This window comes from Bacillus altitudinis (assembly GCF_001191605.1).
Lineage (GTDB): Bacteria > Bacillota > Bacilli > Bacillales > Bacillaceae > Bacillus > Bacillus altitudinis.
Window position 1 is genome coordinate 733,610 of sequence record NZ_CP009108.1, and the last position, 14,053, is coordinate 747,662.

General features: G+C 43.2%; 13 protein-coding genes. 1 reads left to right on the top strand and 12 read right to left on the bottom strand.

Annotation, left to right across the window (positions count from 1 at the left end; translation table 11 throughout):
* Window positions 1–39: 39 nt before the first annotated feature.
* The 7 genes from ID12_RS03720 to sigY form a co-directional block, all read right to left on the bottom strand.
* Window positions 40–654 (bottom strand): class F sortase, encoded by a 615-nt coding sequence (locus tag ID12_RS03720; protein WP_035389906.1) that lies wholly within the window; start codon window positions 652–654, stop codon window positions 40–42.
* A 69-nt stretch (window positions 655–723) separates the two neighbouring features.
* Window positions 724–2,106, bottom strand: a complete 1,383-nt coding sequence (locus ID12_RS03725; protein ID WP_050826738.1) for a hypothetical protein — start codon at window positions 2,104–2,106, stop codon at window positions 724–726.
* 111 nt (window positions 2,107–2,217) lie between these two features.
* Window positions 2,218–2,331: a hypothetical protein gene (locus ID12_RS19445; RefSeq protein WP_008345567.1), complete on the bottom strand. Its 114-nt coding sequence runs from the start codon at window positions 2,329–2,331 to the stop codon at window positions 2,218–2,220.
* 83 nt (window positions 2,332–2,414) lie between these two features.
* On the bottom strand, window positions 2,415–3,785 hold the full coding sequence (gene gdhA / locus ID12_RS03730; RefSeq protein WP_008345568.1) for an NADP-specific glutamate dehydrogenase: 1,371 nt from the start codon (window positions 3,783–3,785) through the stop codon (window positions 2,415–2,417).
* Between the two features lie 307 nt (window positions 3,786–4,092).
* Window positions 4,093–4,305 carry a hypothetical protein gene (locus ID12_RS03735; protein ID WP_035389911.1) on the bottom strand — a complete coding sequence of 71 codons (213 nt, stop codon included), beginning with the start codon at window positions 4,303–4,305 and terminating at the stop codon, window positions 4,093–4,095.
* Complete coding sequence (locus tag ID12_RS03740; protein WP_035389913.1) at window positions 4,302–4,613, bottom strand: YxlC family protein; 312 nt, start codon at window positions 4,611–4,613, stop codon at window positions 4,302–4,304. The genes ID12_RS03735 and ID12_RS03740 overlap by 4 nt, the downstream gene beginning before the upstream one ends.
* Window positions 4,613–5,143 (bottom strand): RNA polymerase sigma factor SigY, encoded by a 531-nt coding sequence (gene sigY, locus ID12_RS03745; RefSeq protein WP_007497895.1) that lies wholly within the window; start codon window positions 5,141–5,143, stop codon window positions 4,613–4,615. The genes ID12_RS03740 and sigY overlap by 1 nt, the downstream gene beginning before the upstream one ends.
* A gap of 489 nt (window positions 5,144–5,632) precedes the next feature.
* On the opposite strand from sigY, the gene ID12_RS03750 reads away from it, so the two are divergent.
* On the top strand, window positions 5,633–6,664 hold the full coding sequence (locus ID12_RS03750) for a pectate lyase family protein (protein ID WP_050826739.1): 1,032 nt from the start codon (window positions 5,633–5,635) through the stop codon (window positions 6,662–6,664).
* A 57-nt stretch (window positions 6,665–6,721) separates the two neighbouring features.
* Here ID12_RS03750 and cydC read toward each other — a convergent pair whose 3' ends face one another.
* The 5 genes from cydC to isdG all read right to left on the bottom strand — a co-directional run bounded on the left by cydC (window position 6,722) and on the right by isdG (window position 14,053).
* Window positions 6,722–8,458: a thiol reductant ABC exporter subunit CydC gene (cydC, locus tag ID12_RS03755; protein ID WP_050826740.1), complete on the bottom strand. Its 1,737-nt coding sequence runs from the start codon at window positions 8,456–8,458 to the stop codon at window positions 6,722–6,724.
* A complete protein-coding gene (gene cydD, locus ID12_RS03760; RefSeq protein ID WP_035389917.1) occupies window positions 8,448–10,184 on the bottom strand; it encodes a thiol reductant ABC exporter subunit CydD in 1,737 nt (578 codons plus the stop codon). Before cydD ends, cydC begins: the two co-directional genes overlap by 11 nt.
* Entirely contained in the window at window positions 10,184–11,200 is a 1,017-nt protein-coding gene (cydB, locus tag ID12_RS03765) for a cytochrome d ubiquinol oxidase subunit II (protein WP_025208210.1), read from the bottom strand. The genes cydD and cydB overlap by 1 nt, the downstream gene beginning before the upstream one ends.
* Entirely contained in the window at window positions 11,187–12,602 is a 1,416-nt protein-coding gene (locus tag ID12_RS03770) for a cytochrome ubiquinol oxidase subunit I (RefSeq protein ID WP_008345582.1), read from the bottom strand. The genes cydB and ID12_RS03770 overlap by 14 nt, the downstream gene beginning before the upstream one ends.
* Before the next feature lie 329 nt (window positions 12,603–12,931).
* Window positions 12,932–14,053 carry a heme oxygenase gene (gene isdG / locus ID12_RS19575; protein ID WP_050826741.1) on the bottom strand — a complete coding sequence of 374 codons (1,122 nt, stop codon included), beginning with the start codon at window positions 14,051–14,053 and terminating at the stop codon, window positions 12,932–12,934.

Consider the following 14,053-nt stretch of genomic DNA (forward strand, 5'->3'; position numbering starts at 1 on the left):
GAAAAAAAGGCGTTACACCTCCGTGTATCCGCCTTTTTCTTATGAGGAAATCAGTTGTGTAAAGACAACCAATCTTTTTTCATGTGTACCGGCTGCATGATCAAAAGTTCCCGTACATGTGATGAAATTGAGATTCCGTGTAAAGGCGTACCCGAAAAAAGCATTTGGTTTCTCTTCGCGCGGATAGCTTTTCACCTTGAGAACCTCAAAGGTTCGCTTTTCCCCTGACGAGGATGTCACAATGACTTTGTCTCCCTTTTTTAGCTCCTTTAGTCGATAAAAAACAGCTGGACCCCATTTATTATCAACATGACCATTTATGACAGCATTCCCTTTATCACCAGGCTTCGGACCATCTTTAAACCAAGCTGTGTGATCTGTATTTTGTGGAACACCCATACTGCCATCCTTTGATAAAGTCGTTTTCTCCACTTTTGCTTGGACATCAATCGCTGGAATGGAGATGTCAGCAGGAACAATACCCGATGGCTCATCTTTTAACGTGTCGTGTGAATGAGATTGATTCTTGGCTTGTTTTGCTGTCATTGGCTCAGGAGATGATGCAGTTTCAGAGGATGACTTTTCATCTATTGATTGGGATGCGCAGCCCGTGATGATGAAAAGCGTCAGAATACCAAACAGCCATCTTTTCACGCAAGTCGACCTCCTTTTGAAGAAAGGAACGGCACGATTGTGCACGTTCCCTCTTGTCTTGATGCCTGCTTAATTTGATGGTTTACGGCGAATGAGGAAGAACGCCCCCACTGCACCTCCGGCTAAGATGAGACTTGCCATCATCCCAGCAAATGCTTCATATGACATACCTAATGGACCGGCTGTGCCTCCCATACCTGTTTTCGGCATCTCATTTGGCATGTTGGATTTGAACATGTCAGGATGCTGATCGACAATAGCTGATGCGACATCTTGACCAACCATGAACATATGGCCGTATGCTTCTCTGACAGTCGGGTACAGCTGATCATATTCACCATGATGATAAGACGTGTACGTTTTGATGAGCTCATCAATATGCGTTTTCAACCCAGCTTCTAAGTCAGCCGCCTTCAATCGTCCATCTGTCGCTTGATCTAAAAATTTTGCTTGTTTCATACGGTAAGCATCTAAATCTTTGACAGCCTTTTCTTTTGCTTGCTCGTCTCCTGATGCATCTGCTTTAACATAATCAACTAAATATCCGATATGACTTGACCAGATCGTTTTAAATTGTTTTCCTGCATCTTTTCCATAAACAGAAGCGATCGCATCTGATAAATCATTTGTATTTTCATTTAAGGCTGCTGCCGCTTGGTCAAAGTCCTTGCTGCCATCATTCCCTTTTTGCATAGCCACTACCGCGAGTGCCAAATGCTCTGAGAACAAGTAGTTTAAATCCTCACGAAGATCTGCGGCTGGAGTATCCACTGATTTTTGATCAAATTTCCCAGGAAATTGATCTGTAATCGCCCATGATACGCCTTTACCTACTTCAAACATATGATGAATGGATTTTCTGACCGTTTCATAGGTTGTATCAAAATCCTTTTCTGTGTAACTGTCAAAAGCTTTTAGCAGTTCATTGACGTGCATTTTTAAACCTTCTTCAAGTTCACTTGCTTTCAATCTTCCATCCGTTGCTTTATCAAGCATATCAGCTTGTTTCATGCGGTATTGATCAAGCTCTTTGACCGCTTTCTTTTTACCTGCTTCATCTTTTTTCGCTGTTGCTTGTACATAGTCAACAAAGTAACCGATATGGCTTGACCAAATCTCTTTGAATTGTTTCCCTGCTTTTTTTCCATACACAGAGGTGATCGCATCCGATAGATCATTCGTGTTTTCATTTAACGCTGCGGCTGCTTGATCAAAATCTTTACTGCCGTCAATTCCCTTTTGCATCGTGATCACTGCTAAATAAGCATGCTCTGAGAACAGCTGATCAAGCGCTGCGCGAAGATCCGTTGCTTTATTTGACACCTCTTGTGATGATGACGACTTTTTTGCATCCCCATGCATATGTCCTTCGTGTGCACTTGCCATTTGAGCAGTTGGTAATAATAATGCTGCACTAAGCGGGATCGTTAAAAATGCTTTTTTCATTTTCATCTGTTTTGCCTCCTCTTTCCGTTTGTTATGTACTTAACGGAGAGAGAAGTGAAATGGATCATTCACACAGCATATTTTTTTGTTTCATTCATTTCATAAAAAAAAGCCGGATTACCCGGCTGATACGTTACGACTTTTGGATGCTTTTCGTTCTTTGTATATTTTCCTCACCACTGGATAAATCACTGGTGCCCATTTGACAATTTGTTTCAGCCACTTTTTCATTTTCTCCCGCGCCTCCTTATTGTCATTCTTACAAGACGATTCCCGATCTTGTCATGAAATAAACAGGTGCGGGAGAGCAGGAGTTAAATGACGCCTTGTGCGATCATGGCATCTGCCACTTTGCGAAATCCTGCAATATTTGCGCCTACCATTAAGTTTCCAGCGTATCCGTATTCTTCAGCTGTCTCAGTACACTGACGATAAATCGACTGCATCATTTGTTTCAACTGACCATCTACTTCTTCAAAAGTCCAAGACATTCTCGCACTGTTTTGCGCCATTTCTAACGCCGAAACACCCACTCCCCCAGCATTTGCTGCTTTTGCTGGTGCAAACAAAATATCATGTTGTTCAAATACTTTGACGGCCTCAAGTGTGGACGGCATATTGGCCCCTTCTCCTACAGCGATGACACCGTTTGCCACTAGCTGCTGTGCTTGCGACTCTGAAATTTCATTTTGGGTCGCACATGGCAGCGCAATGTCACAAGGGAGAGACCAAATTTGTTCGCAATCTTCAATCAATTCAGCATGCGGGTGAATGTCTATGTAGGCACTAATTCTCTGGTTATCGACTTCCTTCAGCTGCTTCACTGTCTCAAGTGAAATGCCTTGAGGGTCGTAAATGGCTCCGCTTGAATCACTACAAGCCACAACCTTTCCGCCTAATTCCAATACTTTTTCCATCGCATAAATCGATACATTTCCTGACCCAGACACAACAACAGATCGTCCTTCAAATTGCATTCCGTGGGCTTTTAACATTTCTTCCATAAAGTACACCAGTCCATAGCCGGTCGCTTCTTTTCTCGCTAAGCTGCCTCCAAAACCAGGGCTCTTTCCTGTCAGGACACCTGCTTCATACGCACCACGCATTTTTTTGTACTGGCCGAACATATAGCCGATTTCGCGTGCGCCTACCCCAATATCTCCTGCCGGTACATCTTGATCAGGTCCAATATAACGACTGAGTTCACTCATAAAGCTTTGAACAAAACGCATGATTTCTCCATCAGATTTCCCTTTAGGGTCAAAATCTGATCCACCTTTTCCTCCGCCGATCGGCAAACCTGTCAGTGCGTTTTTAAAGATTTGTTCAAACCCTAAAAACTTGATGATGCTTGCATTGACCGATGGGTGGAAACGAATGCCCCCCTTATAAGGACCGATGGCACTATTAAATTGAACCCTGAATCCTCTGTTCACCTGTACTTTGCCTTCATCGTCTACCCACGGTACACGAAACATCACAAGCCGCTCAGGCTCAATTAAGCGTTCTAAGATCCCCTGTTTTTCATACTCTGGGTGTTTTGCAAAAACCGGGACGAGGGATTCCAGAATTTCTTTCACGGCTTGCTGGAATTCCGCCTCGCCTGGATTCCGTTTTTCTACATCCTCTAGCACACGGTGGATGTAGCTTTGTGCTGTTTGTGCTGCTCGATCTAAGGTCAACATGTCTCATCTGCCTCCTTGTCAATATCTCACTCTTTGGTTGTTAGATTTTCTAACGCATATTGAGATTAATTTAACACCATTTGTAAAAACTGATCAATATTGATAACAGATGAAAACGATGCCGAAATGAGATAGATTAAGCAGAATCACCTTCCGTCATGAAAATGACGCGCTCAAAGAATGACTATCGTGCTAGAAATGACGAACTGGACGTTCAACATCCCGCTTTCTTTGACACATTCATGAAACTTTCATTGTTTCTAGATGATGATCATTCAAAAAAAAGGTCAAAAGTTTTACAACGTCTTCAATTTTTTCTGAGCTTTTCTCCTCTTTTACGATCAGGTAAGACAACACACAGCCAATATAAAATAGAAGAAGATGGGAAGTTGATTAATCCAATGATGCCCCAGAACCATTTATAACGCCCTCTTTTCTTAGCATCCATAAATAAGAGAAATCCTTGTGCAAACAGTAACGGTAATGCGCACAATAAGATGATCATTTCCGTATGACTCATAAGGAGGACCCTCCTTTAATATGTTGATATTCCTTGATGCCGACAACCACACAGAGCGGCACACTCACCACTTGGAGAAGAATGAAGATGATGGGCAAATGAGTAATGGCAGCTGCAAAAAGTGTCATGATGGTCAGACTGACGATGATGTACGCCAGCACTTCTTGTTTAAAACGTTTTTTCTCTTTTTCCTTTGCCTGCTTTAGCATCAACATCAAAGCTTGTTCACTCGGCTTTTCTACTTCGATTTGTTCATCGAGCTCCTGCAGCTCCTCTTTTAAACGATCGGCGAAACGATCTTCTTTCATCAGTCCCACTCCTTTCGAATTTTCTTGATCCCATGATGAACCCTCGATTTCACCGTACCTTCTCTCACCCCGAGCATCGAAGCGATTTCAGGGTAAGTAAAGCCATAATAATAATGGAGAAGGATCGGTGCTCTCTCCTGAGCCTTTAACTCATTTAAAGCATCCCACATGTCATGCCAAGTATGGCCTTTTTGCTGAACATCCCATTTGAACCGGCGGATGGCTTCTTGATTCGCCTTCCCTTCTCTCGTTTGTTCACGTTTTCTTTTCTTTTGATGATCTAAAAATTGTCTAGATGCAATGGACATGAGCCATGTTGAAAATAATGAATCTCCTCTAAAAGAAGAAAGTTTCATGTACGCTTTGAGCATCGTTTCTTGCATGATCTCCTCTGTCAGCTCTTGTTGAAGGGTCAATTTCATCAAATAACGGTAAAGAAACGAATAATGATGCCGATAAAGGGCGGTAAATGCAGCATCATCCCCCTGTTTTGCCCGCTTGATCCATAAAGTCTCCTCGGTCTGCTCCAAACACGTCCCTCCTTCCTCTCTTTCTCTTATTGATTAGACGACACCGGTGATCGCATCGTTTAAAATAGACCTTCTTTTTTTAAATTGGAGCTTTTTCTACCTGCTGTTCAGCGCATGGATCTATTTGATATCCATTTTTTTCTTATGTAATGATTATGACATTTCTTTGTCTCTAACAAAATGACGCTTTTGTAATCATCTTGATTTTCCTTCAAATGGGGAACGTCCTTTTCATAATCACTAGGTTACCCCAATACCTATCGTCAATGATCCTTGTCTCATTTAGATAAATTGAAATAATCATTGCCTTAGTTTCCTAGAAAATCGTGGAATACTTCGTTCCAATTCTTAGCCGATGATACCTTTTTGCGTGCTATGCTCTTCCTACATTCCGAAAGAGGCGATGCTGGCGAAGGAAGGAGGAGCGATTGAATCGCAGCTTATTTTGGAAACGTTTACATTAAGACAAAATATAGAATGGAGATGTTCATGTTGAAGAAAAAAGTTCCAATGTTAGCTGGTGTGTTAGCGGTTGGTCTCGTGACTTCATTATTTGCGCCAAATGGAGAGGCAAAAGCAGCAACGAAATATCCAGAAAGCCCTTCGATTATGGCCAATTTTAATCAGCAAGGATTCTCCACATTAAATGGCGGTACAACAGGCGGTGAAGGCGGTAAAACGGTGACGGTAAAAACCGGAAATGAACTATTAGCTGCCCTCAAAAGTAAAGGAACAAATGAAAAATTGAAAATCGTGGTAGACGGAACGATTACTCCTTCTAATACTTCAGCCAATAAAATTGATGTGAAAGATACAAACAATGTCTCCATCGTCGGTAAAGGGACAAACGGCGAATTTAACGGGATTGGTATTAAAGTATGGCGCGCCAATAACGTCATCATCCGCAACCTCAAAATCCATCACAGCAAAATCGGTGATAAAGATGCCATCGGAATCGAAGGCGGCTCTAAAAACGTATGGGTCGACCATAATGAACTCTACAACACTTTAAACTCTGATAAAGATGACTATGATGGGTTATTCGATGTGAAAAATGACTCTGATTACATTACGTTCTCATGGAACTATGTCCATGACAGCTGGAAAACGATGCTGATGGGCAGCTCCGATAACGATAACTACAACAGAAAAATCACGTTCCACAACAACCGTTTTGAAAACTTGAACTCTCGTGTACCGTCTATGCGCTTCGGGGAAGGCCATGTGTATAACAACTATTACAAAAACATCCTAACAACAGCGATTAATTCACGTATGGGCGCGAAAATGAGAATTGAACACAACGTATTTGAAAACACGAAAAATGCCATCGGCAGCTGGGACAGCAGTAAAGTTGGTACTTGGCATGTCATCAACAACTCTTATATTAACAGCACAGGTAGCCTGCCAACGTCTTCAACAGGTACGTACAACCCTCCTTATAACTACTCTTTGCTTAACGTGAACAATGTGAAATCAGAAGTTGTATCAAATGCGGGTGTAGGAAAAGTAAATCCTTAATCTCAAAAAAACGTTCGGGCAGAAATCTTCTGTCCGAACGTTCTTGTCATCCATTTTTTACACGACCGAAAATGGACGGTCCATTTCATACAGCTTTTGATAACGCACATTTTCTTTCAGCAAATCATGATGCTGCCCCTGCATCTCAATGCGTCCATCTTCAATAAACATCATACGGTCACATGCCTCACAGCCAGTGAGATGATGGGTGATCCAAATGACTGTTTTTCCTTTTAACACACGGAAGATCGTTTCAAGCAATTCACGCTCTGTGCGTGGATCAAGCCCGACGGTTGGTTCATCTAATACAACAATCGGTGTGTTTTGCAGCAAAATCCGTGCTAGAGCCATACGCTGCCTTTCTCCACCAGAGAAACGAACCCCTGTCTCTTGTACACCTGTGTGATAACCTTCTGGCAAAGACTCAATGTAATCGTGCAGCTGCACTTGCCGCGCGGCTTCTTTTACTTGCTCTTCTGTCGCTTCTGGAGAACCTAAGCGAATGTTGTTTAAAACAGACGTATCGAATAAATAGGGCTGTTGATTGAGTACAGACACATAGGAGGAAATCTCCTCTTGAATGCTTTGTACCGGTTTCCCCTGAATGCTGACAACCCCTTGATTTGGCACGACTGCCCCTTCTAACAATTTTAAAATGGTCGATTTGCCTGCACCGCTTTTTCCTAAAAGAGCGAGCGATTCACCTTGCTTCAGTGAAAACGAAAAATACTTGAGTACATGTTGATCTGCTTCATATCCGAAGGTGACTTGATCAAAACAGACCGCTTCAACGCCATCAGAGACGGGTGTCTCGTCTGCTGCCTTCCTCTCCACTAATCCTTCATACGACTGCTCTTCATAATGATTTAATCTGCTGACGGCATGCTGATAAACAGGAATATCGCCTGCTGCATCTGACAGCGGAAGAAAGGCTTCTGTTAATGGAAACAGCACAAGCACAAAAGCTGCGATCAGCGTGTGCGGCATAGAACCAGCCTGAACGACTGAGCCGCTCCAATACACGACAAGGACGACTGCTCCTCCAATGACTAGCTGTGCTAAAAATTGGCGCAGACGGATAAACCGGTGCTTTGCCGATTCGAGCGCTAATAGCTTTGCTTCTTTTCGTTCATAGCCTTCAACAAAATCGTTCTGTCTGCCGCTAAACAACCAGTCACTCACGCCCATGACGGCATCTGTTAAATGGCTGTACAGTTCATTTCTGCCTTTCTTCATTTGAATTTGTCGTGCCCGGTTCACAAGTACTGTGATGTATGGGAATACAAATACGAGCAGCGCCATATAAAGCAGCATCAATCCGGCAAAAGGCCATGAAAAAAGCCCAAGTGCTCCAATCGAAGCGGCATATAAAAGCAGCGCACCGATGGATGGAAAAATTGTTTTTAAATACGCATCCTGTAATCTCTCCACATCTTCTGATAACAGCCCAAGCATTTCACCTGTTCCAAGCTTCGTCTGTTTGGCACTTCGTTCAGCCATGTCATAAAGACGTACCCGCATTTTTTCAATCATCGTCAAAATGAGCTGATGACTCGCCAGTCTCTCTGCATAACGAGCAGCTGAGCGTGAAATACCAAAGGTACGTACTGCCACGATTGGGACATAGACCATCAAGATATTCTCAGGTCTTGTGGCAGCTTTTGAAATGAGGAACCCTGACGTATACATGAGCATAGAAGCAGAAAACACCGCAATCGCCCCTAAAAAAAGCACCAAGGCAAACAGCTTTTGATTCTCCTTGATATAAGGTATAAACCAGCCTTTACTGACCATGTGTGACCGCCCCCATTTGTTCCTGTACCAATTGATAGTACACACCTTTTCTTTTCATTAATGATTCATGAGTCCCCATCTCTGCAATCGTCCCATGATCCATCACAATGATTTCATCCATATCCGTCATCCAATGAAGTCTGTGTGTGGCTAAAAACACAAGTTTATTTTCAAACAATGGAAGCATTGTTTTCTTCAATTCATACTCTGTCTCAATATCCAGATGAGCCGTTGGTTCATCTAACAGCATAATGGATCGCTGGCCGAGCACTGTGCGAGCGAGGGCAATCCGCTGCGCTTGTCCACCGCTCAGTCCTCTGCCCTGTTCGCCAATGACCTCATCCAGTCCATTGGAGAGATCCGCTACAAGCTGAGACAAACCTGCCTCTTCCACCGCTCTTTCGACGTCTTCATCGGTTGCATTCGGTTCATAAAAACGAATGTTTTCTCTCAGTGTCATGTGAAATAAATAAGGATGCTGCGGCATATAAACGACTTCTTTTTGCCATGCCGCCAGCTGTAAATGAGCAAGCGGCTTTCCGTTTAGGATGATTTCACCTGCAGACGGTTCAACAAAACCGCCGAGAACATCCGTTAACGTCGATTTCCCCGAACCACTGGCACCGATGATCCCAATTTTTTTCTTTCCTTTCACAGTGAGGTCCACATCCTGAATCGAATATGGTGCATGCTCATCATGCAAGACACTGACATCTTGCAGTGTGAGCTCAGATTGCTCATTCCACTCGTTCAGCTGCACGGATTGTGTCTCCTGCTCTCGGAAGCCCTTTTCCTCTAAAATCACTTGAATCGCCTCATTCGCTTCTTTACCGTTTAACGTCGCATGATAATCATTACCTACTTCACGTACTGGCAAGAAATATTCTGGCGCAAGCATCAGTGCGGTCAAAGCGGGCAATAACAAAAGATCTCCTTCAATTAAGCGCAAGCCGAGAAATACAGCGACAGTCGCAATGGACAGCATAGAAAAGAAATCGAGAGCAAAAGATGAAAGAAAGGCGACTTTCAGTGTGCTCATCGTCGCCTTTCGATAACGCTTTGAGACCTCTGCAATATTGCGAGAATGCTTTTTGCTAATCCCTAAGTAGCGAAGCGTTTCAAGGCCACGGAGAGAATCAGTAAAATGATTGGATAATTTCTCATACGATCTCCATTGTTTGGCCGCTTTACGCTGAGCGACAAGTCCTAGCAAAATCATAAAAACAATTAAAATCGGCAGCGTGACAATGAGAATGACAGCAGATGTTTCATCTAATGTCCAAACATAGACAAGCACCATCACCGGAATAACTGCCATGTTCACCATTTTCGGCAAAAACAGCTGTAAATACTGACGATATTGGGCAATTCCCTCCATCGCCAATGTCACAAGCTTTCCTGTTCCTTTTTTCTTCGTGAAAGCTGGCCCTAAACGGAACAGTTGGTCCAACAGCTGCTTTCTGACGTCTGCTCCAATTCGGGAAGAATAGGTGAACATGACCTTCTCCCGCATCAAGGTGAGACCGTGCCGCACCAGAAAGGCAGCAAGAAACAGCAAGACATAAGGTGTTGCCTGCATGAGGCTCTTCCCGTCAAACAGCGTTGTTATGGCATGTGCCAGCCACTGTGCTTGAAAAATAATACTTGCTCCTTGGATGATTGACACAATACCTAAGAGGGCAAGAAGCCCCCTCATTCCTTTTAGTTGAAGCAAACGTTTATCCATTAGTAGGTCATTGGCTCCTTACCGCTTACACGTTTACGGAAGACATAGTAGCTCCAGATTTGATACCCAAGCACAAAAGGTAGCAAAGAAATGGCAACAATCGTCATGACCGTCAGTGAATAAGATCCTGATGCAGCGTTTTGAATGGTGAGGTCGAATGCATGGTTGATCGAACTAATCATGACACGCGGGAATAATGCTGTGAAAAGCATGGTCACCGTCACCATAATACCTGCACCTGTGAATAAAAATGTCCAGCCATCACGCTCTTTTCTCATAAAGAATAGAGCCGCTACATAACAAACCACAATGAGTACAGTTAAAGGGATTGTGATGATTGGACGTACGGTATAAATGTCTGTTTCAAGAATAGACACACCAACAAATAGAACAAGAACTGGTAGTGCAATCAATAAAACACGCTGACCGAGCTTTCTTGCACGATTTCTTAAATCACCCTCAGTGCGGAGTGTGACGAAAATCAATCCATGCAGAAGGCAAAGAACCGTCACGGCTACCCCTCCGATCACTGAATAAAGATTCACAAAGTCTGTAAATCCAGCGTACATATTCATGCTTTGATCAATGGGCATTCCTCGTAAAATACTTGTGAATAGCACGCCGAGTAAAAATGGCGGAAGCAGGCTGCCAAAGAAGATGACCCAGTCCCACGTTTTGATCCATGAAGCCTTCTCGACCTTCCCTCTAAATTCAAAGGCGACCCCCCGCCCAATGAGCGCTAATAAAAGAACTGCAAACGGAATATAGTATCCGCTGAACATCGTAGCGTACCAATGAGGAAAAGCGGCGAAAATAGCTCCACCAGCTGTAATCAGCCAGACCTCATTCGCATCCCAGAAAGGGCCAATCGTATTGATTAAAATGCGGCGCTCATGTGCATCTTTTCCAAGAAGCTGCATGGACATCCCGACACCAAAATCAAATCCTTCTAAGAAGAAAAATCCAACAAACAATACTGCGACAAGAATAAACCAAATCTCGTTAAGATATGCCATGATATGCGCCTCCATCAAATGGATCTGTAGACAGGTCCGTTTCATCCTTTTGATCTGTATTCTCTTCAGAATGTGCACCTTTTTTAATTTCTCGAATGAATAAGTAGGCAAGCACGATGGCAAGAATCAGATAAATGGTCGTAAAGCTAATGACTGAGAATAGCAACATGCCGTACGATACGTTTGGTGAAATGGATTGTGCGGTTGTCATCATACCAAAGACTGTCCACGGCTGACGCCCAATTTCCGTCATGATCCAACCAGCTGAGTTTGCAATAAACGGGAACGCAATCATCCATACCATGAAGCGTAAATACCATTTGTTTGATTCTAGTTTTTTTCTAAAGCTCAAATACAAACCAATCATACTAGCAAAAATCATCAACATGCCGGCACCCACCATGATTCTAAAGCTCCAGAAGGTTGTTTTGACTGGAGGAATGTAATCTCCAGGACCAAACTTTGCTTCATATTCTTTTTGAAGGGTCAGCATGCCTGGCACATCTCCACTAAACTTCGAATAAGCCAAGTAACTTAAAGCAAACGGAATATTGATCTCCGCAGAGTTTTCTTTTTTATCTGTGTCAATGTTGGCAAATAGTGTCCAAGCCGCTGGATCTCCACTATCCTTCCAAAGGGCTTCACTTGCTGCCATCTTCATCGGCTGTGATTCCATTAAGTGCTTTGCTTGATCATGTCCAGAGAACGCCACACCTAAGCCAGAAATGAAAGCAAGCACCATGGCAATCTGGAAAGATTTTTTGAAAAAGGTCACTTCTTGTTTTTTGATCATTTTATAGGCACTGACACCCGCGATAAAGAAAGCACCGGTTGCCAATGCACCAAACAGAACGTGCGGGAACTCTACCCAAAGTTGCGGATTTGTCACGAGCGCCCCAAAGTCATTCATTTCTGCACGGCCATTTTTAATCACAAATCCAACTGGCTCCTGCATAAATGAGTTGGCGAGTAAAATCCAAAACGCCGAAAAGATCGTACCAAGAGAAACAAGCCAAATACATAACAAATGAATTTTTTTCGGCAGACGGTCCCAGCCGAATATCCAAAGGCCAATAAAGGTCGATTCAAGGAAAAAGGCCAATAGCGCTTCAATGGCAAGCGGTGCACCAAAGACATCACCGACAAACCTTGAATAATCAGACCAGTTCATCCCAAACTGGAATTCTTGCAGAATCCCTGTCACCACACCTACTGCAAAGTTAATTAAGAAAAGGTGACCCCAAAATTTCGCCATCTTTTTATAAATCTCTTTTTTCTTGACGACATAAAGGGTTTGCATCAATGCAACGATAAATACCAAACCTATAGACATAGGAACAAAAATAAAATGAAATAATGTCGTTGAGGCAAATTGAAATCTTGCTAAAAACAGCTCACTCACAGCCTTACATCCTCCCTTACTTTCGCATGCCGAATGATTCGAGATATTTATGCTCACCATTTCACAAAAAGTTCACTATTTGTTCAATGATTCACAAGCGGAAGTCCATTTGATATAGTTCACTCGGTGAAATTTTACTCTTGATTTTCATTCGGTTAGTTATTTATACCTGTACTTTACACCCATGCGCTTCAAAAATAAAGTAAATTTTACCTAAAATTTGGATAGGATTGTGTCAGTTGTTTGAATACTTTGTCAAAAATATGTGACGGAAAGAGACAATCACAAAAAAAATAGCGCTGCTTCTTCGCTGCAGCGCTTTTGAATATTTAGGCTTTTTTCTGTAAAGCAGGTCTTGTGACTTGCACTTCATAGTACGTAATTTTGTTTTTTAACAGGCCTTCAGGTTTCGCCTTTCCGTGAGCGTGCGCATCACCAAATGCCTGAGATTTTGTCCAATTCACAAAGTCTTCTTTTCGATTCCAGCGGGTGTGAATGGTCACTTCATCGTAATCAGTTGTCTGCTGAGTGACCCATACTTCCATACCTAAAAATCCTTCCATAAATTCTACTTGTCCCTGCTTGTTAAACCGTTTAACAAGGTGGTCGGCACTGCCTTTTTCTACTCTTACTTGGTTATTTACAATAATCATGTTTGGTTCATCTCCCTTTTGTTGTTGAATGGAGGCGATGGGGATAATGAGCGGATGCGGTCCGTCTAAGTGAACCTCTGCCTGAATCCCAAAAACCTCCTTGAAAAAGTCTTCTGTTAACACTTCATTTGGTGAGCCAATTTGATGCACCTGACCTCGCTTCATAGCAATGAGACGGTCACAATATTTTGCGGCCTGCTGCAAGTCATGGAGAACCATTAAAATGGTGATGCCATGTGTTTGATTCAGCTGTTTAAGCAGCTCCAGTAATTCAAGCTGATGCGCAATGTCTAAATAAGTGGTTGGCTCATCCAGAATGATAGTCTCTGTCTTCTGAGCCAGTGCCATTGCAATATATGCCTTTTGTCTTTCTCCGCCTGATAATGTATGGAGCATTCTGTTTTCATTGGTGCGGCTATTCGTCACCTCAAGCGCCCACTCAATCGCTTCATGATCTGACGTGCCGCTTTTTTTCCAGATGGAACGGTGCGGACTGCGTCCAAGTGCGACCAGCTCACGTACTGTCATCGATGGAATGGCGGTTCTTGTTTGCATGAGAACCGCCACCTCCTTGGCGATCTCCTGTGCCGTCATCTCTTTTTGCGGGATGTCGTGAATGTAAATCATGCCGCTTTCGATTGAGGTCAGTCGTGCGGCCGCTTTGATAAAAGTCGACTTACCTGACCCATTTGGGCCAATGATTCCGGTCACACTCCCTTTAGGAACAGCTGCTGAAATGGAAGACAGCCGAAAGCCGCCTTGACTGAGACTCACGTCATCCATTGCAATGACATCCAT

Excerpts from the sequence above, each read along its gene's own strand:
- ID12_RS03725 (WP_050826738.1), bottom strand. The coding sequence starts at position 2,106 with ATGAAAATGAAAAAAGCATTTTTAACGATCCCGCTTAGTGCAGCATTA.
- ID12_RS19445 (WP_008345567.1), bottom strand. The coding sequence starts at position 2,331 with ATGAAAAAGTGGCTGAAACAAATTGTCAAATGGGCACCAGTGATTTAT.
- gdhA (WP_008345568.1), bottom strand. The coding sequence starts at position 3,785 with ATGTTGACCTTAGATCGAGCAGCACAAACAGCACAAAGCTACATCCAC.
- ID12_RS03735 (WP_035389911.1), bottom strand. The coding sequence starts at position 4,305 with ATGAGTCATACGGAAATGATCATCTTATTGTGCGCATTACCGTTACTG.
- ID12_RS03740 (WP_035389913.1), bottom strand. The coding sequence starts at position 4,613 with ATGAAAGAAGATCGTTTCGCCGATCGTTTAAAAGAGGAGCTGCAGGAG.
- ID12_RS03750 (WP_050826739.1), top strand. The coding sequence starts at position 5,633 with ATGTTGAAGAAAAAAGTTCCAATGTTAGCTGGTGTGTTAGCGGTTGGT.
- cydC (WP_050826740.1), bottom strand. The coding sequence starts at position 8,458 with ATGGTCAGTAAAGGCTGGTTTATACCTTATATCAAGGAGAATCAAAAG.
- cydD (WP_035389917.1), bottom strand. The coding sequence starts at position 10,184 with ATGGATAAACGTTTGCTTCAACTAAAAGGAATGAGGGGGCTTCTTGCC.
- cydB (WP_025208210.1), bottom strand. The coding sequence starts at position 11,200 with ATGGCATATCTTAACGAGATTTGGTTTATTCTTGTCGCAGTATTGTTT.
- isdG (WP_050826741.1), bottom strand. The coding sequence starts at position 14,053 with ATGGATGTCATTGCAATGGATGACGTGAGTCTCAGTCAAGGCGGCTTT.